Raw genomic sequence first — 19,558 nt, forward strand, 5'->3', positions numbered from 1 at the left:
CCAACGCCGGCGCCGGCGCATGCCTCGTGTCGCATGGCAGGCGAGGGGGAGCGGAAACCGTGGATGCTGGCAGGACGACGAGATACAAGGAATGGGGGGGTAGAGGGAATAGGGAGGAATACGGGAGGGCATGGTATGGGAAAGCCCCTCCGGCAATGCTCGGAAGGGCTTGGTGCGTTCGGAAACGTCGGGAACGTTCGGGAACGCTAAGGAACGCGGGGTAGGGGGGGGTACGAAGCTCAGCGCCTGGCGCCGGCGGTGATGCCGCGCTCGTCGTTCATCGTCGCGAAGTTGAGGCCGATGAGGATGCCGCCGCCCACGATGTTGCCGAGGATGGCCACGACGATCACCAGCACGGCCTTGCCCGCGTTGATTACCCCGTGCATGCCGAGGATGAGGAACATCGCAGAGTCGGCCACGGAGTGCTCGAAGCCACAGAAGGTGAAGACGAAGACCGCCACGACCATGATGGAGCACTTGGTGAAGTCGTTGGTGAGCTTGCCGTTGTAGACCATGAGCATGGCGATGTTGATGCAGAAGTTGCAGAAGATCGCGCGCACGAAGAGGTCGGCCACACCGAAGCCGGAGTCGAGGTAGGCGAGCTTGGTGTTCGCGGCGGCGAGCATCGCGTCGAGGGAGGGTCCGGAGATGATGGAGGAGAAACGCAGGATGACGGCCACCACCAGGGCGCCGAGCAGGTTGCCCAGCAGGCACAGGCTCAGCAGCTTCAGCGATTCGCCCCAGCCGATGCGCTTATGGTAGGCGCCGATGCTCACGACCATCATGTTGGAGGTCAGCAGCTCGGAGTTGGTGTAATAGATGAGCACCAGGGCCCAGCCGAAGGTGATGCCCGCTATCACCTTGCCGGCCACCGCCAGGCCCGGGTCGGCCTTGGAGGTGGCACCCATGATGACCCAGAAGGCCGCGAAGAAGACGCCCACGAGAATGCCGGCCATGGCGGCGCGCTGGATGTAGCGGCCGATCATCCTGCCGGTCATGGTCTCCTTGCTGTCAAGCGCGTCGAGCACGGTGGAGATGAACGCGCGGCCCGGGAAGAGGGGCTTGGTCTTTTCGGCCTCCTTCGCAGCTGCGAGTTCGGGGTCGACGATGGGTTGGGATTGTTCGGTCATGCTTGTTCTGTCTCTTCTTGCTTTTTATTTATCTGTTATCTGTTTTTCTGTATGCCGGGGTGTTGAGATTCGTCAATCATTCATCAGCAGACGCCACGGTTATCATGTTTCGTGGCCACGTACCTCATTATGGAACTAGGTATGACGTGTTTCCGTCTCAAAAACGGCGTTTCGTAAGCAAGACCACATTGCAAAAGTGACGAATGTCACAAAATTGTCCAGAAGAATGGACGTGCCTGAATCCATATGACGGAAAAGTATTGGAGTGTGGTGACGGTTCGTGCGCCGTCACTGTGGTCGACGATGGCGTGAAGACGTTCCGGAACCGGCTCGGGCACGCGTGCGCCACGATCGTCCCGAAGGCGTATGCGTGACTGTGGCCGGGAAGGCCCGACGAGGTTGTGGACGCAGTCGGCGGAGCGGAGAGCGAGGCACTTGCCGGTGAGGCCCGGAGTGCGCTGCGTGCCGTTGGCGGGTGAGTGGGTCATGTATGCGGGTGTTGCCCATCGTTGCCGGCACGCCTGCAGCGGAGAAACGAAAAAATCCCCGGAACCATATGATTCCGAGGATTGATGGGGTGGATAACGCGGTTCGAACGCGCGACCTTCTGAACCACAATCAGATGCTCTACCTGCTGAGCTATATCCACCATGCAGTGGCGATCGGTCGATTCCCAAAGGGAGTCGGGCTTTACGCAACAGATAGACACTATACATGATTCCGAGGACCTTGTGCGTTCGGCGCGTCGCAATTCGGCAGGGGAGCGCCGAAGAGGCCGGTTCTCGCACCGATACCGAGGTGGAACCGGAGATCGGCGCAGGCTATCCGTACCGGATGTCTGGCCCTGTGCCGGAGTCAATATTATGGTCGCCGATATCGCCACGCCGACGACCAATGCGGAACGCGGACCGCACCACGCCCTCGCACGCCTGCTGAACAAGCGTACGGGAACGCGCGATGCGGTCCGCGTCGGCGTTCGGCGGGCCGGACCTACCGGTCGGCCCATACCTTATTACTTATCTCGTTGTCACTTGGCCTCGTCGATGGCGACGATCGGGTCGAAGTAGCGCAGCTTGGTGTAGTCCACGTTGCCGCCGTCGGTGATCGCCAGGTCCGGGATCGAGGTGATCGGCAGGAAGGAGAGGTAGAAGAGCGGGTCGGGCAGCTGGCTGCCCAGCGCCTCCGCCGCCGTCTTCAGCTCGATCTCCTTGGCCGCCAGCTCCTGGGGCGTGGCGTCGGTGGTGATGCTGCCGATGGGCAGCTTGAGCAGCGCCTTCACCTCGCCGTCGGCGACGACCACCTGGCCGCCTCCGCATTCGATCAGCGTGTTGGCCGCCAGCGCCATGTCATCGGTGCTCATGCCGGCGACCACGAGGTTGTTGTCGTCGGGGGAGACCGAGGTGGCGATCGCGCCGTGCTTGATGCCCCAGCCCGAGATGAAGCCGCGGGCGTGGTTGCCGTTGACGCCGTAGCGCTCGATCACCGAGACCAGCGCGGTGTCCTTCTCGACGCTGGGCAGCACCGTGCCGTCGCTGACCGGCAACGTGACGTCCTTGCGCTTGCGCACGAACGGCCCGACGCTGTGGATCGTGGCCACTGTCGCCGTGCCCTCGCCCGCCTTGACGTGGTATTCGAAGTCACCGGCGGCCATCGGCTCGTGGCGCAGGGCGCCCTTGAGGCCCGCGCTGCGCTCCGGCGGCTCGAAGTCCGCGACTTCCTTGCCCTGAAGCGTGACGACCTGGCCCTTGCTGATGACGGTCTCGACGTTGAAGGTGCCGGGCTGGTCGACCAGCAGGATGTCGGCGTCCTTGCCCGGAGCGATCGATCCGACGCGGTCGTCGATGTGGTAGGCCTCCGCGCCGTTGATGGAGCCCATCTGGATGGCGGTCATGGGCGAGACGCCTGCGTTGATGGCCAGGCGCACCATGTGGTCGAGGTGGCCGTGGTCCAGCACGTCGCGTGCGTTGACGTCGTCGGTGCAGAAGCTGGTGTGGCGGGCCATGCCGGGCGCGTGCTCGGTGATGGCCTTGATGTTCTCGGAAAGGAACTTGGTCACCGAGGACTCGCGGATGACCACGTGCACGCCCTTGCGCGCCTTCTCCAGGAACTCCTCGTGGCCGTAGCTCTCGTGGTCGATGTGCACGCCGCTCATCAGAAACTGGTTGAGCCCCACGCCGCGCGCCATGGGCGAGCAGCCGAAGATCGGCTTGTGCATGCGCTGGGCCATGCTGATGGCCTTCAGGGTGTCGGGGTCCTTGAGGGCGACGGACTCGCGCACCGTCTCCCACACCCCGTAGCAGCGCTCGTCGGGCTGCCAGCGCTCGTGGTCGGCGCCCTTGACGTTGTAGCTGATGGTCGACTCCGGGATGGTGTAGGGGGTCTTGTAGGGCAGGCCCCAGAAGACCTTGAGCGGGATGCCGTCGATCTCCCTGAAGATCTCGTCGAGCCCGTCGAGGCCCATCGCCGAGATGTACTCGTCGAGTCCGGAGACGATGCTCGTCGTGCCGTGCGGCACCACCGCCTGGGCGAAGCGGGTCATGCTCAGCTTGCTGCACTCGACGTGGATGTGCCCGTCGATCAGGCCCGGCGCCAGGTACTTGCCGGTCGCGTCGATGTGTCTGGTATCGGGGCCGACATAGGCCGACACGTCCGGGTCGACGGCCACGATGCGCTCGTGCCAGACGGCGACGTCCGCCGGATAGTATTCTCCGGTGTCCACGTTGACCAGCGTGCCGTGCTCGATCACCAGGTCAGCCGGCGTCTTCGCGGCGCCCGCGTCGATGTATTCTCCCAATTGCTCAACGGTTGTCATGCTTGCGTTTCCTCTTTTGTGTGTTCGCTTGGTTTGCGCCGTCGCTCCGGTCCGGGTATCCGTCACGATGTGCGGGGCCGGGGCTCTGGCTTCTTCGGGGATGGTTGGTGTGCAAGGATCCTGTGTGCTGCTGCTGTTTTTGAGACGCCGCCTCCTTTCAAAGGGCTTGGAACGCTGGAAAGTGTGGAAAAGTTTATGGCCGCCAACCACGCGGTGTGGTTGGCGGCCATGGGGCTATGCGATGTTGCCTCCCGGCACGATGGTCAGGATGTAGAGCAGGAGTATGAAGACCACCATCATCACCCACATCATCGGGTTGATCTCCTTGCGCCTGCCGGCCGCGGTCATCATGATCGGGTAGGTGAGGAACCCGAAGGCGATGCCGTAGGAGATATTGTAGGTCAGCGGCATGCCGACGATCACCAGGAAGGCCGGCATGGCCGTCTCGAAGGAGGCCCAGTCGATCTGCTTGAGCGCCGAGGCCATCAGCACGCCCACCACGATCAGCGCGGGTGCCGTCACCTGGTCGGTCACCACCGTCAGCAGCGGCGAGAAGAACAGGCTCAGGACGAACAGGCCGCCCGTGGTCAGCGCGGTCAGGCCGGTGCGCCCGCCGATGGCGATGCCCGCGGAGGACTCGACGTAGGCCGAGGTGGCGGTGGTGCCCATCACCGAACCGGTGAGCATCGAGATCGAGTCGGCCATCAGGGCGCGGCCGATGCGCGGCATCTTGTTGTTCTTCATGATGCCGGCCTGCTGGGCCAGGCCGATGAGCGTGCCGGTGGTGTCGAAGAACGCGACGAGCAGGAATATGAGTGTCACGGCCCACATCTGCGGGTCGGTGACGGCGGGCAGGTTCATCACGCCCGCGCCGAAGGTGGGCTTCATGCTCGGCGCCAGCGAGATGATGGCGCTGGGCGGCTTGATCAGGCCGGTGACCAGGCCGAGCACGGTGGTGGCGACCAGGCCGATGAAGATGGAGCCGGGGATCTTGCGGGCCATGAGGATGCCGATGACGAAGATGCCGAAGATGGTCAGCCACGTGGTCGGCGTGGTGAACGAGCCGATGGAGACCAGCGAGGACTTGTTGCCCACCACCAGGCCGCCTTCCTGCAGGCCGACGAAGGCGATGTAGATGCCGATGCCCGCGGCCATTGCGAGCTTGAGGTCCTCGGGGATGGCGTCGACGATCTTCTCGCGGATCTTGAAGATCGAGAGCAGGGTGAAGATGATGGCGGCCACGAAGACGCCGGCCATGGCCTTCTCCCAGGGGATGCCCATGCCGATGACCACCGAGTAGGAGAAGAAGGCGTTGTCGCCCAGGCCCGGCGCGATGGCGATGGGGTAGTTGGCCAGGAACGCCATGAGCACGCAGCCGAGCACCGCCGAGAGCGCCGTGGCGGTGAACACGGCCCCCTTGTCCATGCCGGACTCGCCGAGGATGCTGGGGTTGACGAAGAGGATGTAGGCCATGGAAACAAAAATCGTCAGGCCTGCGAGCATCTCGCGCCTGACGGTGGTGTGTTGTTCCTCTAGGTGGAAGGTACGGTCCAGCAGAGCGTTGAGCCGTTGTGAATATATATGGTTATGGGAGTGGTTGGTAGTGTCCATGCTCGTCTTTTTCAATGACGATCCTATCTGTGGTTGAAGAAATAGGGAATTATGACGGATACAGGAATTATTGTTGCGCGGATGGCGTACAGAATTCTCGGAAACCGATACCGATGTCCACTATGTGAGATGATTTGTCTTGTCGGCGTCGTCGCCTTTCGGGCGCGTCGCGGCGTGGAAACCGGCGGAACTCCGCCGATCGACGATATCGCCAGATCGAGAGTTGTTCTCCGAGTCGGCTAGTTTGGAAAATGCAGTGACAATCGATTCCCAACGGAAGGTATCGCAACAATGACAGAAGTGACACGCGAGTTCATCGAGGGTCTGCCCAAGGCCGAGCTCCATCTGCACATCGAGGGCACGCTCGAGCCGGAGCTCAAGCTGAGGCTCGCCAAGCGCAACCACGTCGACATCGGCCAGAGCACCATCGAGGAGGTGCGCAAGAGCTACCAGTACGACGACCTGGCCTCGTTCCTCGCCGTCTACTACCCGGCCATGAACGTGCTGCAGCATGAGCAGGACTTCTACGACCTGGCCTTCGACTACCTGCGCCGCGCCGCCGCCAACAACATCCGCCACGTCGAGATCTTCTTCGACCCCCAGGCCCATACCAGCCGCGGCATCGCCTTCGACACCGTCATCAAGGGCCTGCGCCGCGCCGTGGTCGACGCCCGCGCGCTCGACGTCGACGCCGAACTGATCATGTGCTTCCTGCGCGACTTCTCCAAGGAGTCGGCCCGCAAGACCCTGATCGAGGCCATGCCCTACAAGGACTGGATCCTCGGCATCGGCCTCGACTCCGACGAGCACAACAACCCGCCGCTCAAGTTCGCCCGCCAGTACGAGGACGCCGCCGCGGCCGGCCTGCATCTGACCGCCCACTGCGACATCGACCAGAAGGACTCCATCGAGCACATCCGCCAGGCCCTCGAGATCATGGGCGTGGAGCGCCTCGACCACGGCACCAACATCGTCGAGGACCCGGACCTGGTCGACTTCGTGGCCAAGAACGGCATCGGCATGACCTGCTGCCCGCTCTCCAACTCCTTCGTGAGCCCCGTGATGAAGGGCGACGAGATCGTCGAGCTGCTGGGCAAGGGCGTCAAGGTCTGCATCAACTCCGACGACCCCGCCTACTTCGGCGGCTATGTCAACGACAACTACCGCGCCCTGGCCAAGGAATACAAGCTCACGCGCGAGCAGGTCGTCCAGCTGGCCCGCAACTCCTTCGAGGCCTCGTGGATCAGCGACGAGAAGAAGGCGCTCTACCAGGCCCAGATCGACGCCTACGTCGCCAAGCACTGAGGCGCCGGGCGTCAGGCATCACCTGACATCATCGGATCCGCGTGGATTTGATGTCGGATTCCGTTGAGTGGGTGCCTCGGGGCTCAAGTGGATGCCACCTCCGCGACCGATCGCCGCATGCCGGCGGTTGCGGGCCGGAAGGCCGTCGCGCGGCACCCACTTGAGGCCCGGGGCACCCACTTGCCTTGTCGGGAATTCCCCGGAAGGCGAACCAACGTCGGTTCGTCCGTCCGGCCCGGCCAGTTGTCCGGGGTTCTGGTATAGTTGAGCAATGTGTGTGCCAATGGCATGCCTTATGTGATAGGCGTGGGCGATTGGGATATCCCGGAACTCGCAAGATTGCGCGTAGTGATACGGCAGCAGGAGAGCGACGGGCCATCGGGCCGGTGGGCAGTGGCTTTCCAAGCGATTCGTTCGCCGGATGCCGCGGTGTGGCGGCTCCACAGAGGAAACAATGGTTAACGAATCGGAGAATCGAAGTTGCCTACTATAGAACAACTCGTCCGTAAAGGACGTAAGGCCAAGCCGAAGAAGTCGAAGACTTTGGCCCTCAAGGGAAGCCCGCTGCGTCGTGGCGTGTGCACCCGTGTGTACACCACCACCCCGAAGAAGCCGAATTCCGCGTTGCGTAAGGTCGCCCGTGTGCGCCTGAGCTCCGGCATCGAAGTCACCGCCTACATCCCGGGCGAGGGCCACAACCTGCAGGAGCACTCCATCGTGCTCGTGCGCGGTGGCCGTGTCAAGGATCTTCCTGGTGTGCGTTACCACATCGTGCGCGGCGCGCTCGATACCCAGGGTGTCAAGGACCGCAAGCAGGGGCGTTCCCTGTACGGCGCAAAGAAGGCGAAGTAAGAGATATGTCACGTAAAGGACCCTCCAAGAAGCACCAGCTGCTGCCCGATCCCATCTACGGCTCGACCGTGGTGGCACAGCTCATCAACAAGATCCTGCTCGATGGCAAGAAGGCCATCGCCGAGGACATCGTCTACTCCGCGCTCGATATGGTCAAGGCCAAGACCGACCAGGAGCCCGTCTCCGTGCTCAAGCGCGCGCTCGACAACATCCGTCCGTCCCTCGAGGTCCGCTCCCGCCGTGTCGGCGGCGCGACCTACCAGGTCCCGGTCGAGGTCAAGCCCAACCGCGCCAACGCCCTGAGCCTTCGCTGGCTGACGGACTTCTCCCGCAAGCGTCGCGAGAAGACCATGGCCGAGCGTCTCGCCAACGAGATCCTCGACGCCTCCAACGGCCTCGGCGCTTCCGTGAAGCGTCGCGAGGACACGCACAAGATGGCCGAGGCCAACAAGGCCTTCGCCCACTATCGCTGGTAATCGAAGAGACGAGTTAGGTAAGGACAATCTATGGCACTCGATGTGCTCAGCGACCTCAATGAGGTCCGTAACATCGGCATCATGGCCCACATTGATGCCGGCAAGACCACCGCGACGGAACGTATCCTGTTCTACACCGGCAAGAACTACAAGATCGGCGAGACGCATGAGGGCGCCTCGACCATGGACTTCATGGCCCAGGAGAAGGAACGCGGCATCACCATCCAGTCCGCCGCGACGACCTGCTTCTGGAACCGCCAGACCCATGATCCCGACAAGAAGTTCCAGATCAACATCATCGACACCCCCGGCCACGTGGACTTCACGGCCGAGGTGGAGCGCTCGCTGCGCGTGCTCGATGGCGCCGTCGCCGTCTTCGACGGCAAGGAAGGCGTGGAGCCCCAGAGCGAGACCGTGTGGCGCCAGGCCGACAAGTACGGCGTGCCGCGCATCTGCTTCATCAACAAGATGGACAAGCTCGGCGCCGACTTCTACTATTCCGTCGACACCATCAAGAAGAAGCTGGGCGCGACCCCGCTGGTCGTGCAGCTGCCGATCGGCGCCGAGAACGACTTCGTCGGCATGGTCGACCTGATCCGCATGAAGGCGTACGTCTGGAAGGACGTCACCAGCGATCTGGGCGCCCACTACGACGTCGTCGACATCCCCGACGACCTCAAGGACAAGGCCGCGGAATACCGCGAGACCCTGCTCGACCAGGTGGCCGAGTCGGACGACGACCTCATGGAGAAGTACCTCGAGTCCGGCGAGATGACCGACGACGAGATCCGCGCGGGCATCCGCAAGCTCACCATCGACCGCAAGGCCTACCCGGTGCTGTGCGGCTCCGCCTTCAAGGACAAGGGCATCCAGCCGCTGCTCGACGCGGTGGTCGACTATCTGCCCAGCCCCGAGGACGTCCCCGCCATCGTCGGCTTCGAGCCCGGTGACGAGTCCAAGGAGATCGACCGCAAGCCGACCATGGACGACCCCTTCGCCGCCCTGGTCTTCAAGATCTCGACCCACCCCTTCTATGGCAAGCTCGTGTTCGTGCGTGTCTACTCCGGCGCCATCAAGCCCGGCGACACCGTGCTCGACTCCACCAAGGACAAGAAGGAGCGCGTCGGCAAGATCTTCCAGATGCACGCCGACAAGGAGAACCCGGTCGACGCCGCCGAAGCCGGCAACATCTACACCCTCGTGGGTCTGAAGAACGTCTCCACCGGCGACACGCTGTGCGACGAGAAGGCCCCGATTTCCCTGGAGTCCATGACCTTCCCCGACCCGGTGATCGAGGTCGCCGTGGAGCCGAAGACCAAGGCCGACCAGGAGAAGATGTCGATCGCGCTGGCGAAGCTCGCCGACGAGGATCCGACCTTCCAGGTCAAGACCGACGAGGAGAGCGGCCAGACGCTGATCAGCGGCATGGGCGAGCTCCAGCTCGACATCATCGTCGACCGCATGCGCCGTGAGTTCAAGGTGGAGTGCAACGTGGGCAACCCGCAGGTCGCCTACCGCGAGACCATCCGCAAGGCCGTCATGAACCAGGAATACACCCACAAGAAGCAGACGGGTGGTTCCGGCCAGTTCGCGAAGGTCCTGATGAACTTCGAGCCCATCGCCCCCGAGGAGGGCAAGGACTACGAGTTCGAGAACGAGGTCACCGGCGGCCACATCACCAAGGAATTCATTCCTTCGATCGATGCTGGCGTGCAGGAGGCCATGGAGTCCGGCATCCTCGCCGGCTTCCCGGTGGTGGGCGTCAAGGCGACCGTCACCGACGGCCAGATCCACGACGTCGACTCCTCCGAGCTCGCGTTCAAGATTGCCGGTTCCATGGCGTTCAAGACCGCCGCTCCGAAGGCCAAGCCCGTCATCCTCGAGCCGATCATGGCCGTCGAGGTGCGTACTCCCGAGGAGTACATGGGCGACGTCATGGGCGACATCAACTCCCGCCGTGGCAGCATCCAGGAGATGAAGGATTCCACCGGCGTCAAGGTCATCGAGGCCAAGGTCCCGCTTAGCGAGATGTTCGGCTACATCGGCGACCTGCGCTCCAAGACCCAGGGCCGCGCGATGTTCACCATGCAGATGGATTCCTATGCGGAGGTGCCGAAGGCAGTCTCCGAGGAGATCATCAAGGCCCAGCGCGGCGAGTGATCGCTTCGCCACAAGGCGTGTCCTGTCTCCAGTCAGCGTTACTATTTTCTAGCGCTGACTGGGTTAGGGCACTTATGTGGCAGGTAACCCAGAAACCCAGTAAATTGTAGCGAGTGCCCGTGCTGTTGGGCACGGGCTAACTACGAAACGTCCAGGAGGACAAGCAATGGCAGAAAAGGAAAAGTACGAGCGGACCAAGCCGCACGTCAACATCGGTACTATTGGCCACGTCGATCACGGCAAGACGACCCTGACCGCGGCCATCTCCAAGGTGCTGCACGCGGAGTACCCCGACCTCAACCCGGAGTATGACTTCGAGCAGATCGACGCCGCTCCCGAAGAGAAGCAGCGCGGCATCACCATCAACATCGCCCACATCGAGTATCAGACCGAGAAGCGTCACTATGCTCACGTGGACTGCCCCGGCCACGCCGACTTCGTGAAGAACATGATCACCGGCGCCGCCCAGATGGATGGCGCGATCCTCGTGGTCGCCGCCACCGACGGCCCCATGGCCCAGACCCGCGAGCACGTCCTGCTCGCCCGCCAGGTCGGCGTCCCGAAGATCCTCGTCGCGCTCAACAAGTGCGACATGGTCGAGGACGAGGAGCTCATCGAGCTCGTCGAGGAAGAGGTCCGTGACCTCCTCGATGAGAACGGCTTCGATCGTGACTGCCCGGTCATCCGCACCTCCGCCTACGGCGCCCTGCACGATGACGCTCCGGACCACGACAAGTGGGTCCAGACGGTCAAGGACCTCATGGATGCCGTCGACGACTACATCCCGACCCCTGTCCACGATCTGGACAAGCCGTTCCTGATGCCCATCGAGGACGTCTTCACCATCTCCGGCCGTGGCACCGTGGTGACCGGCCGTGTCGAGCGTGGCCGCATCCCGGTCAACGCCCCGGCCGAGATCGTCGGCATCCGTCCGACCCAGACCACCACCGTCACCTCCATCGAGACCTTCCACAAGCAGATGGACGAGTGCGAGGCCGGCGACAACACCGGTCTGCTGCTGCGCGGCATCAACCGTGACGACGTCGAGCGTGGCCAGGTCGTGGCCAAGCCCGGCACCGTGACTCCGCACCACAAGTTCGAGGGCGAAGTCTACGTGCTGACCAAGGACGAGGGCGGCCGTCATTCGCCGTTCTTCTCGAACTACCGTCCGCAGTTCTACTTCCGCACCACCGACGTCACCGGCGTCATCACGCTGCCTGACGGCGTCGAGATGGTCCAGCCCGGCGACCACGCCACCTTCACCGTCGAGCTCATCCAGCCCGTCGCCATGGAGGAGGGCCTGACCTTCGCGGTTCGCGAAGGCGGCCACACCGTCGGCTCAGGCCGTGTCACCAAGGTGATCGAGTAGTTCTAAGGCGTAAGCCGTAGATTTACTTAGCCGAATGTCCTCCGCATCGATTGGTGCGGGGGACATTCCCGTTGTACGGCCGCGACGGCGGGCCGCGGCGGTGTACAGCGCATGTGGCATAATTACTGAGGCATTTTATGGAATGCAAGTCGTTTGAAACATTGAAAACTAAGGTGACGAGACGTGGCACAAACAAGCAATGACATCAAGAACGGTTCGGTCCTGAATCTGGACGGTCAACTGTGGACCGTCACGAAATTCCAGCACGTCAAGCCCGGCAAGGGCCCGGCTTTCGTGCGCACCACCATCAAGAACGTGCTCTCCGGCAAGATCGTCGACAGGACGTTCAACGCGGGTATGAAGATGGAGTTCGAGACCGTCGACAACCGCAACCTGCAGTACTCCTATGACGACGGCGAGAGCTTCGTCTTCATGGACATGACCACCTACGACCAGTTCAACATCCCGAAGACCCTGGTCGGCGAGCAGTCCAAGTACCTGCTCGAGGGCACCGACTGCATCGTCAGCTTCCACGACGGCACGCCGCTGAGCGTCGAGCTGCCGGCCTCCGTCATCCTCGAGGTCACCCACACCGAGCCGGGCCTGCAGGGCAACCGCTCCAACGCCGGCACCAAGCCGGCCACCGTCGAGACCGGCGCCGAGATCCAGGTGCCGCTCTTCGTCGGCGAGGGCGAGAAGGTCAAGGTCGACACCAGGGACGGCTCCTACCTCGGTCGCGAGAACAACTGAGCGCAAGCGTCCACACTGCTGACTTCGACCGACTGAGAGGTATTCATCCATGGCACGTTCCACCGCTCGCAAGAGGGCTTTGAACACGTTGTACGAGGCGGACGAGAAGGGGCAGGACATCGAGTCCCTGCTCGCCGAACGCCTCGCGCAACCCGGCGCGCAGACGCCCTTGCCCGATTACGCGGTGCGCATCGTGCACGGGGTCGCCGAGCATCGCGACGACATCGACCGCGCGCTCGACGAATACTCCACCAAGTGGAGCGTGAGGCGCATGGCCGTGGTCGACAGGAACATCCTGCGCATCGCCGTCTGGGAGATGCTCTTCGGCGACGACGTGCCCGACAAGGTGGCCATCGACGAGGCGCTCGGCCTGGCCAAGACCCTGAGCGACGACGACTCGCCCTCCTTCATCCATGGCCTGCTGAGCGCCGTGTCCGACCACAAGGACGAGGTGTTCGCCGCCATCGCCGAGGAGCGCAGGCGCCGCGAGCAGGCCGAGGCCGAGAAGCGCAGGCTGGCCTCGCCCACGGCTCCGGGATTCCTGGTCTCCGGCGGCGTCAGCGGCCACGGCGACGGCAAGGGCATGGATGACGAGTCCGATGCCGCTGTCTCCGGAGATCAGGCCGGGGCCGAGTCTGATACATCTGGACAGGCCGAAAACGTGGAGACCGTTGCCGGTGATACCGACGAGGCCAATGATGACGGCAACGCCGGGACCTCCAATGACGCCACCGATGTGAACGACGCCGATGGCGCGGAAGAAGCCGACAAATCCGCAACCAACGTTGCCCGAACGAGCGTTGCCGAAAACGGGTCCGAAGCGAGCGGCGCGACCGAAGCGGAAGATCCGGCGCACAAGGGCCGTCTGATCGTGCTGACCGGCCCGACCGCCGTGGGCAAGGGCACCGTCGAGGCGGCGCTGCTCGAGCGGCATCCCGAGATCTGGGTGTCCGTATCCGGCACCACCCGTGACCCGCGTCCGGGCGAGGTCAACGGCAAAAACTACTGGTTCATGAGCGAAGACGAGTTCGTCGAGCGTGAGAAGCGGGGCTGGTTCCTCGAGACCGCCGTCGTGCACGGCATGGCCCGCTATGGCACGCCGCTGCAGCCGGTGCTCGACCACCTGGCCCGGAACATCCCCACCATCCTGGAGATCGATCTGCAGGGCGCCCGCCGCGTCAAGCAGCGCGCCGCCGAGCTCAACCTCGAGATCGTCTCCGTCTTCATCGCCCCGCCGAGCTACGACGAGCTGGTGAAGCGCCTGGTCGGCCGTGGCACCGAAAACGAGGAGCAGCGCGCCAAGCGCCTGGAGACCGCCAAGGTCGAGCTGGCCGCCGAACCCGAATTCGACGTCAAGATCGTCAACGACAAGGTAGACCAGGCCGCCAATGACCTTTGGCAGGTCATTGCCAAAGAGTACGGCATCGCGGATTAGAGTCCGTTCCCGACTGTCTTTAAATTTTTGGGCCATGGCTAAATGCCATGGCCCAAAAAATATCCCCTCCAAAAAATGACAAGAGGCGCCGCCTCCCACGAATAACGCAACATTTACAGCGCAACAAACGCATAAAGTGGCGTTCACATCGCAACGTAGTGGAGGGGCAGAATAAATTTTTCTGGGCGTAAGACTTGGCCGAGCAAAATCCAAGGATTTTGCCTTCACGCTCGATACATCGCGCTCACTGCGCCTATGTGAAGCCCACAGGGCTTCACACTCAACGGCTCAGCTCAGAGCGTCCCAGAAAAGTTTATTCAGCCCCTCCACGGTAGGGCAGTGGAATCACTGAAGACCAGAGAGCTTATTAATCAGCTCCGGATCCCTAGTAGCCCCCTTGTCAGCCGACCGTGCAAACGCCGCATAGGCCTTCAACGCCAGCGACACCTTCCTGTCGCGATGCGCCACATACCCGTCTCCGGCTTCGAGCTCCTTGCGACGAGCCGCGAACTGCTCAGGCGTCAATTCAACGTCGATGGTGCGGTTGGGGATGTCGATGTCGATCATGTCGCCATCGCGGATCAGGGCGATCGGGCCCTTGTTGGCCGCTTCGGGGGCGACGTGGCCGATCGCCAGGCCCGATGAGCCGCCGGAGTAGCGGCCGTCGGTGATCAGCGCGACGTCGCGGCCGATGCCCTTGCCCTTGACGAACGAGGTGGGGTAGAGCATCTCCTGCATGCCCGGGCCGCCCTTGGGTCCCTCGTAGCGGATGACCAGCGCCTCGCCCTTCTTGAGCTTGTCGCCGAGGATGACCTCGACGGCCTGCTCCTGGGATTCGACGATGTGGGCCGGCCCGCGGAACTTCCAGATGTTCTCGGGCACGCCCGCGGTCTTGACGACGCAGCCGTCGGGGGCGAGGTTGCCGCGCAGGATGGCGAGGCCGCCTTCCTTGACGGCCGGATGGTCGATGTCGTGGATGGCGCCGTTGACGCGGTCGGTGTCGAGCGAGTCGGCGAGGGTCTCGTGGGTGAACGGCTCGGGGGACTTGATGTGCCCCGGTGCGGCGCGGTAGAGTTCCTTGGCCTTCTCGAGGCAGGTGGGGCGCATGATGTCCCAGTCGTCGAGCTTGGCCTGAAGCGTGGGATAGTCGACGGAATGCACGTCCTGGTTGAGCTTGCCGGCGCGGTCGAGCTCGCCCAGAATGCCGCAGATGCCGCCGGCGCGGTGCACGTCGGAGATCTCCCAGTCGCCGGAGGGGCTGGCCTTGCAGATGCAGGGCACGGTGTGGCTGATGCGTTCGATGTCGTCGAGGGTGAAGTCGACGTCGGCGCTCTGCGCGGCGGCGAGGATGTGCAGCACGGTGTTGGTGGAGCCGCCCATGGCCACGTCCATGGTCATGGCGTTCTCGAAGGCGTGCTTGGTGGCGATGGCGCGCGGCAGCACGCTCTCGTCGTCATCGTCGTAGTAGCGCTTGGCCAGATCGACGATCATCTTGCCGGCCCGCTCGAAAAGCTGCTTGCGGTAGCCGTGTGAGGCGAGCGTGGTGCCGTTGCCGGGCAGGGCCAGGCCGAGCGCCTCGGTCAGGCAGTTCATCGAGTTGGCGGTGAACATGCCGGCGCAGGAGCCGCAGGTGGGGCATACGGTCTTCTCGAAGGCCAGCAGGTCGGCGTCGGAGACGTTGTCGTCGGCGGAGGCGTACATCACGTCGATGAGGTCGGTGGTCTCGGTCTTGCCGTTGGACAGCGTGGTCGAGCCGGCCTCCATGGGGCCGCCGGAGACGAAGATGGTGGGGATGTTGAGCCTCAGCGCGGCCATGAGCATGCCGGGGGTGATCTTGTCGCAGTTGGAGATGCAGATCAGGGCGTCGGCGCAGTGGGCGTTGACGGAGTACTCGATGGCGTCGGCGATGATGTCGCGGCTCGGCAGCGAGTAGAGCATGCCCGTGTGGCCCATGGCGATGCCGTCGTCGACGGCGATTGTGTTGAACTCGCGGGGGATGCCGCCCGCCTCGCGCACGGCCTCGGATACCAGACGTCCGACCTTGTTGAGGTGGACGTGGCCGGGCACGAACTCGGAGAACGAGTTGGCGATGGCGACGATGGGTTTCCTGCCCAAGTCGTCCCCTGGCACGCCTGCGGCGCGATAGAGTGCTCGGGCACCGGCGAACATGCGGCCGGTCATGATATTGTGTGAGCGCATTTGCATGGTCCAATATATACGTGGGTTTGTGTGGCGTCCGAGGCGTTTCGACCGCATAATGAACGCTTTCCGGGCAATTTCGTGGTCCCGGAGTCCAAGGGGCGTGAAAATCACGGTGTCGGCGTATAATGAAGACTTTGGAAAGCTTTATTCTTCTTGAGGGAGCAAACGATATGGCATTTGGCACCGAGCCCACACCGAGCGGTCTTGCCGATCCGACGATCGACCAGCTGATGGAGAAGAGCGAGCACAACAAGTATTCGCTTTCGATCTTCGCCGCGAAGCGTGCCCGTCAGATCAACTCGTACTTCACCCAGCTCAACGAGGGTCTGCTGCAGAACGTCGGCCCGCTGGTCGAGTACCAGAACCAGGAGAAGCCCCTGTCGATCGCCTTCCGCGAGATCAACGAGGGCCTGCTGGAGGAGACGCTCGGCGAGGACGATCCGAGCGAGGGCGGCCTCAACTGATTTTGCCTTCGGGCGCATGGGTCCGGTTCCCGGAAGGGGCCGGGCCTTTTCGTTTCCTGGTGCATGTTTCGATACAGGCGTGCGCGTAAGATGACCGGCTGTATGTATACACGTCGGCCCTCAGGGCTCTGGCATGGAAGAAAGAAGTCCATTGTGACCAAAGAACGTCATCTCATTTCCGCCGAATCGGTTACCGAAGGGCATCCCGACAAGGTCTGCGATCAGATTTCAGATGCGATCCTCGACGACATGCTGCGCCAGGATCCCCATTCCCACGTGGCCGTCGAGACGTCGGCCGCCATCGGACAGTTCCTCGTCTTCGGCGAGGTGACCAGCTCCGGCTACACCGACATCCAGCGCATCGTGCGCGATGTCGTCAAGAACATCGGCTACACCTCCTCCGAGGTGGGCCTCGACGCCGATTCCTGCGGCGTGCTCGTCTCGCTGACCGAGCAGAGCGCCGAGATCAACCAGGGCGTGGCGCGTCTCAACGCCGAGCAGGAGAGCGAGGTCTCGCGCGAGGAGCGCTACGAGGCCCAGGGCGCCGGCGACCAGGGCATCATGTTCGGCTACGCCTGCGACGAGACCGACGTGCTGATGCCGCTGCCAATCTACCTCTCGCACCGCCTGGCCTACCGCCTGGCCCAGGTGCGCAAGCAGGGCATCGTCCCGCACCTGCGCCCGGACGGCAAGACCCAGGTCACCATCGAATACGACGATGACGACCGGCCCGTGCGCGTCGACACGGTGCTCGTCTCCACCCAGCACGACCCGGACGTCGACCACGACTGGCTGCTGCCGCAGCTGCGCGAGCACGTCATCGAGCCGGTGCTCGCCGAGGTCTGCGGCGAGAGGATCAAGCATGATGACTACCGCATCCTGGTCAACCCGACCGGTTCCTTCGTGCTCGGCGGCCCCGCCGCGGACGCGGGCCTGACCGGCCGCAAGATCATCGTCGACACCTACGGCGGCGCGGCCCACCACGGCGGCGGCGCCTTCTCCGGCAAGGACCCGAGCAAGGTCGACCGTTCCGCGGCCTACGCCACGCGCTGGGTGGCCAAGAACATCGTCGCCGCCGGCCTGGCCCACAAGGTCGAGGTGCAGGTGGCCTACGCCATCGGCGTCGCCGACCCGGTGAGCGTCAACGTCAACACCTTCGGCACCGAGATCGGCGGGGTGACCCGCGAGCAGATCCAGGCCGCCGTGCGCGAGGTCTTCGACCTGCGTCCGGCCGCCATCATCGACGAGCTCGACCTGCTGCGCCCGATCTACCTGAAGACCGCCGCCTACGGCCACTTCGGCCGCACCGACCCGGACTTCACCTGGGAGGCCACCGACAAGGTCGACGAGCTCAAGGCGGCCATCGCCAAGGGCTGACCCCGGTTTTTCCGCTTTCGGCTTCGGGCCGCGTCGCACGACGATCGCCGTGCGACGCGGCCCGTTTCGTCTCTCCGGCACGCGTCGCGACGGTGCCGACGCGCGTCGGCGCACGCCGTCCCACCGAGGAATTTCGCGCCACGCAAAAACGCTCAGGTGTCGGAACCGGACAATAGGCTGAGTGTGATTTGCGTTAAGAAAATGCACATGTTTTGGAGGTTGCGCATGGCCACTATGACCGTAGCCGATATGGTTGGCAAGTTTTTGAATGACAGCGGGAAGATCAACATCTCGGCGTTCGACGGGTCGTCGTTCGGGCCCAAGGACGCCCCCCTGCACATCACGGTGAACAACTCCCGCGCGGTCTACTACATGGTCGACCATCCCAATGACCTGGGCCTGGCGCGCGCCTACCTGCAGGGCGACATCTCCTCGCCGGAGCTCATCCCCGGCGACCCCTACGAGGTCTTCAAGGAGCTGACCGCCCTGAAGCCCGAGACGAAGAAGCCGAGCCCGGCCGACCTGGCCCGCATCGTCGCGTCTGTCTATTCGCACGGCATCCGCCACCCCGAGGCTCCCTCCATCGAGGGCCCGAGCCGCTGGAAGCGCCGCACCGAGGGCCTGCTGCCTCACTCGAAGGCCGGCGACTCCGCCACGGTGAGCTACCACTACGACCAGTCCAACGAGTTCTACCGCATCTTCCTGGGCTCCTCGATGACCTACACCTGCGGCGTGTTCGACACCCCGGAGGACTCGCTCGAGGACGCCGAATGGCGCAAGCTCGACCTCGTGCTCGACAAGCTCAACCTCAAGCCCGGCGACCGCCTCCTGGACATCGGCTGTGGCTGGGGCTCCATGGAGATCCGCGCCGCCCAGCGCGGCATCAAGGTCCTCGGCGTCACCCTGGCCGGAGAACAGGTCAAGTGGGCACAGGAATGGATCAAGCGAGAAGGCCTCGAGGACCTCGCCGAGGTGCGCCAGATGGACTATCGCGACGTGCCCGAGGGCGACTTCGACGGCATCTGCTCGATCGGCATGATGGAGCACGTCGGCTTCAAGCACTATCCCTCCTACTTCAAGGAGATCTTCGACAAGCTCAAGCCCAACGGCCGCCTGCTGAACCACCAGATCACCCGCGTCAACTCCATGACCGGCAAGTCCGCCGGCGAGTTCATCGACCGCTACATCTTCCCCGACGGCCAGCTGGCCTCCCCGGGCGAGATCGAGACCGTCATCCAGGACACCGGCTTCGAGGTCGTCGGCCAGGAGAACCTGCGCCAGCACTACGCCCTCACGCTGCACAACTGGAACAAGAACCTGGTGGCCGGCTGGGACCGCGCCGTCGAGCTGATGGGCGAGCCCAAGGCGCGCCTGTGGGGCCTCTACATGGCCGGCTGCGCCCTGAACTTCGAGCTCAACAACATCCAGATCCACCAGTTCCTCTGCGTGCGTCCGGACTCGCAGACCATGACCGACACCTATCCGCTGCGTCCGTGGTGGGTCGAGAACTCCGAGGTCCTTCCCACCAAGGCCTGAGGAGGATGAAAGGCGCCACGGCCGAGGCCGTGGCGCCTTTTGTATTTGGCAGTGGCTCACATTTTTTGAGGCGCCTTAA

Annotated in this window: 14 protein-coding genes, 1 tRNA gene and 1 pseudogene; 11 read left to right on the plus strand and 5 right to left on the minus strand. The window is 63.5% G+C overall.

Annotated elements, in window-relative coordinates; genetic code table 11:
- Positions 1 to 239: 239 nt before the first annotated feature.
- The 4 genes from PT282_RS02965 to PT282_RS02980 all read right to left on the minus strand — a co-directional run bounded on the left by PT282_RS02965 (position 240) and on the right by PT282_RS02980 (position 5,553).
- Complete coding sequence (locus PT282_RS02965) at positions 240 to 1,130, minus strand: formate/nitrite transporter family protein (RefSeq protein WP_277168089.1); 891 nt, start codon at positions 1,128 to 1,130, stop codon at positions 240 to 242.
- A gap of 573 nt (positions 1,131 to 1,703) precedes the next feature.
- Positions 1,704 to 1,779, minus strand: a tRNA-His gene (locus PT282_RS02970).
- A gap of 378 nt (positions 1,780 to 2,157) precedes the next feature.
- Entirely contained in the window at positions 2,158 to 3,942 is a 1,785-nt protein-coding gene (locus tag PT282_RS02975) for an adenine deaminase C-terminal domain-containing protein (RefSeq protein ID WP_277168090.1), read from the minus strand.
- A 234-nt stretch (positions 3,943 to 4,176) separates the two neighbouring features.
- Entirely contained in the window at positions 4,177 to 5,553 is a 1,377-nt protein-coding gene (locus PT282_RS02980) for an NCS2 family permease (protein ID WP_277168091.1), read from the minus strand.
- Positions 5,554 to 5,844: 291 nt separating this feature from the next.
- Here PT282_RS02980 and PT282_RS02985 point away from each other — a divergent pair, with 291 nt between their 5' ends.
- From PT282_RS02985 to gmk, 8 genes and pseudogenes are all read left to right on the plus strand, one after another.
- Positions 5,845 to 6,858: an adenosine deaminase gene (locus tag PT282_RS02985; protein WP_277168092.1), complete on the plus strand. Its 1,014-nt coding sequence runs from the start codon at positions 5,845 to 5,847 to the stop codon at positions 6,856 to 6,858.
- Between the two features lie 480 nt (positions 6,859 to 7,338).
- Positions 7,339 to 7,710, plus strand: coding sequence for a 30S ribosomal protein S12 (rpsL, locus tag PT282_RS02990; RefSeq protein ID WP_004269067.1), 372 nt, complete (start codon positions 7,339 to 7,341; stop codon positions 7,708 to 7,710).
- Positions 7,711 to 7,715: 5 nt separating this feature from the next.
- Positions 7,716 to 8,186: a 30S ribosomal protein S7 gene (gene rpsG, locus PT282_RS02995; RefSeq protein ID WP_277168093.1), complete on the plus strand. Its 471-nt coding sequence runs from the start codon at positions 7,716 to 7,718 to the stop codon at positions 8,184 to 8,186.
- 30 nt (positions 8,187 to 8,216) lie between these two features.
- Positions 8,217 to 10,346, plus strand: coding sequence for an elongation factor G (fusA, locus tag PT282_RS03000; protein ID WP_277168094.1), 2,130 nt, complete (start codon positions 8,217 to 8,219; stop codon positions 10,344 to 10,346).
- 166 nt (positions 10,347 to 10,512) lie between these two features.
- On the plus strand, positions 10,513 to 11,715 hold the full coding sequence (gene tuf / locus PT282_RS03005; protein ID WP_277168095.1) for an elongation factor Tu: 1,203 nt from the start codon (positions 10,513 to 10,515) through the stop codon (positions 11,713 to 11,715).
- 183 nt (positions 11,716 to 11,898) lie between these two features.
- Complete coding sequence (gene efp, locus PT282_RS03010) at positions 11,899 to 12,465, plus strand: elongation factor P (RefSeq protein WP_277168096.1); 567 nt, start codon at positions 11,899 to 11,901, stop codon at positions 12,463 to 12,465.
- A 49-nt stretch (positions 12,466 to 12,514) separates the two neighbouring features.
- Positions 12,515 to 13,069, plus strand: a pseudogene (gene nusB, locus PT282_RS03015) (transcription antitermination factor NusB); the annotation flags it as partial.
- A 261-nt stretch (positions 13,070 to 13,330) separates the two neighbouring features.
- The gene (gene gmk / locus PT282_RS03020) at positions 13,331 to 13,900 is read left to right on the plus strand and encodes a guanylate kinase (protein WP_277168918.1); all 570 of its coding nucleotides are present in this window, start codon (positions 13,331 to 13,333) and stop codon (positions 13,898 to 13,900) included.
- A gap of 345 nt (positions 13,901 to 14,245) precedes the next feature.
- Here the strand turns inward: gmk and ilvD are convergent, their stop codons facing one another.
- Positions 14,246 to 16,105, minus strand: coding sequence for a dihydroxy-acid dehydratase (ilvD, locus tag PT282_RS03025; RefSeq protein WP_277168097.1), 1,860 nt, complete (start codon positions 16,103 to 16,105; stop codon positions 14,246 to 14,248).
- Between the two features lie 167 nt (positions 16,106 to 16,272).
- On the opposite strand from ilvD, the gene rpoZ reads away from it, so the two are divergent.
- The 3 genes from rpoZ to PT282_RS03040 all read left to right on the plus strand — a co-directional run bounded on the left by rpoZ (position 16,273) and on the right by PT282_RS03040 (position 19,479).
- Complete coding sequence (rpoZ, locus tag PT282_RS03030) at positions 16,273 to 16,566, plus strand: DNA-directed RNA polymerase subunit omega (RefSeq protein ID WP_277168098.1); 294 nt, start codon at positions 16,273 to 16,275, stop codon at positions 16,564 to 16,566.
- A gap of 153 nt (positions 16,567 to 16,719) precedes the next feature.
- Positions 16,720 to 17,943 (plus strand): methionine adenosyltransferase, encoded by a 1,224-nt coding sequence (gene metK / locus PT282_RS03035; protein ID WP_277168099.1) that lies wholly within the window; start codon positions 16,720 to 16,722, stop codon positions 17,941 to 17,943.
- 225 nt (positions 17,944 to 18,168) lie between these two features.
- Positions 18,169 to 19,479, plus strand: coding sequence for a class I SAM-dependent methyltransferase (locus PT282_RS03040; RefSeq protein ID WP_277168100.1), 1,311 nt, complete (start codon positions 18,169 to 18,171; stop codon positions 19,477 to 19,479).
- The last annotated feature ends 79 nt before the right edge of the window (positions 19,480 to 19,558 follow it).

The sequence above is a fragment of the Bifidobacterium sp. ESL0763 genome (genome assembly GCF_029433395.1).
GTDB lineage: Bacteria > Actinomycetota > Actinomycetes > Actinomycetales > Bifidobacteriaceae > Bifidobacterium.

What these genes read in the sequence shown, in the direction of transcription:
- rpsG (WP_277168093.1), top strand. Translation starts at nt 7,716, where the DNA reads ATGTCACGTAAAGGACCCTCCAAGAAGCACCAGCTGCTGCCCGATCCC.
- tuf (WP_277168095.1), top strand. Translation starts at nt 10,513, where the DNA reads ATGGCAGAAAAGGAAAAGTACGAGCGGACCAAGCCGCACGTCAACATC.
- ilvD (WP_277168097.1), bottom strand. Translation starts at nt 16,105, where the DNA reads ATGCAAATGCGCTCACACAATATCATGACCGGCCGCATGTTCGCCGGT.
- rpoZ (WP_277168098.1), top strand. Translation starts at nt 16,273, where the DNA reads ATGGCATTTGGCACCGAGCCCACACCGAGCGGTCTTGCCGATCCGACG.
- PT282_RS03040 (WP_277168100.1), top strand. Translation starts at nt 18,169, where the DNA reads ATGGCCACTATGACCGTAGCCGATATGGTTGGCAAGTTTTTGAATGAC.
- PT282_RS02975 (WP_277168090.1), bottom strand. Translation starts at nt 3,942, where the DNA reads ATGACAACCGTTGAGCAATTGGGAGAATACATCGACGCGGGCGCCGCG.
- PT282_RS02965 (WP_277168089.1), bottom strand. Translation starts at nt 1,130, where the DNA reads ATGACCGAACAATCCCAACCCATCGTCGACCCCGAACTCGCAGCTGCG.
- PT282_RS02985 (WP_277168092.1), top strand. Translation starts at nt 5,845, where the DNA reads ATGACAGAAGTGACACGCGAGTTCATCGAGGGTCTGCCCAAGGCCGAG.
- PT282_RS02980 (WP_277168091.1), bottom strand. Translation starts at nt 5,553, where the DNA reads ATGGACACTACCAACCACTCCCATAACCATATATATTCACAACGGCTC.
- fusA (WP_277168094.1), top strand. Translation starts at nt 8,217, where the DNA reads ATGGCACTCGATGTGCTCAGCGACCTCAATGAGGTCCGTAACATCGGC.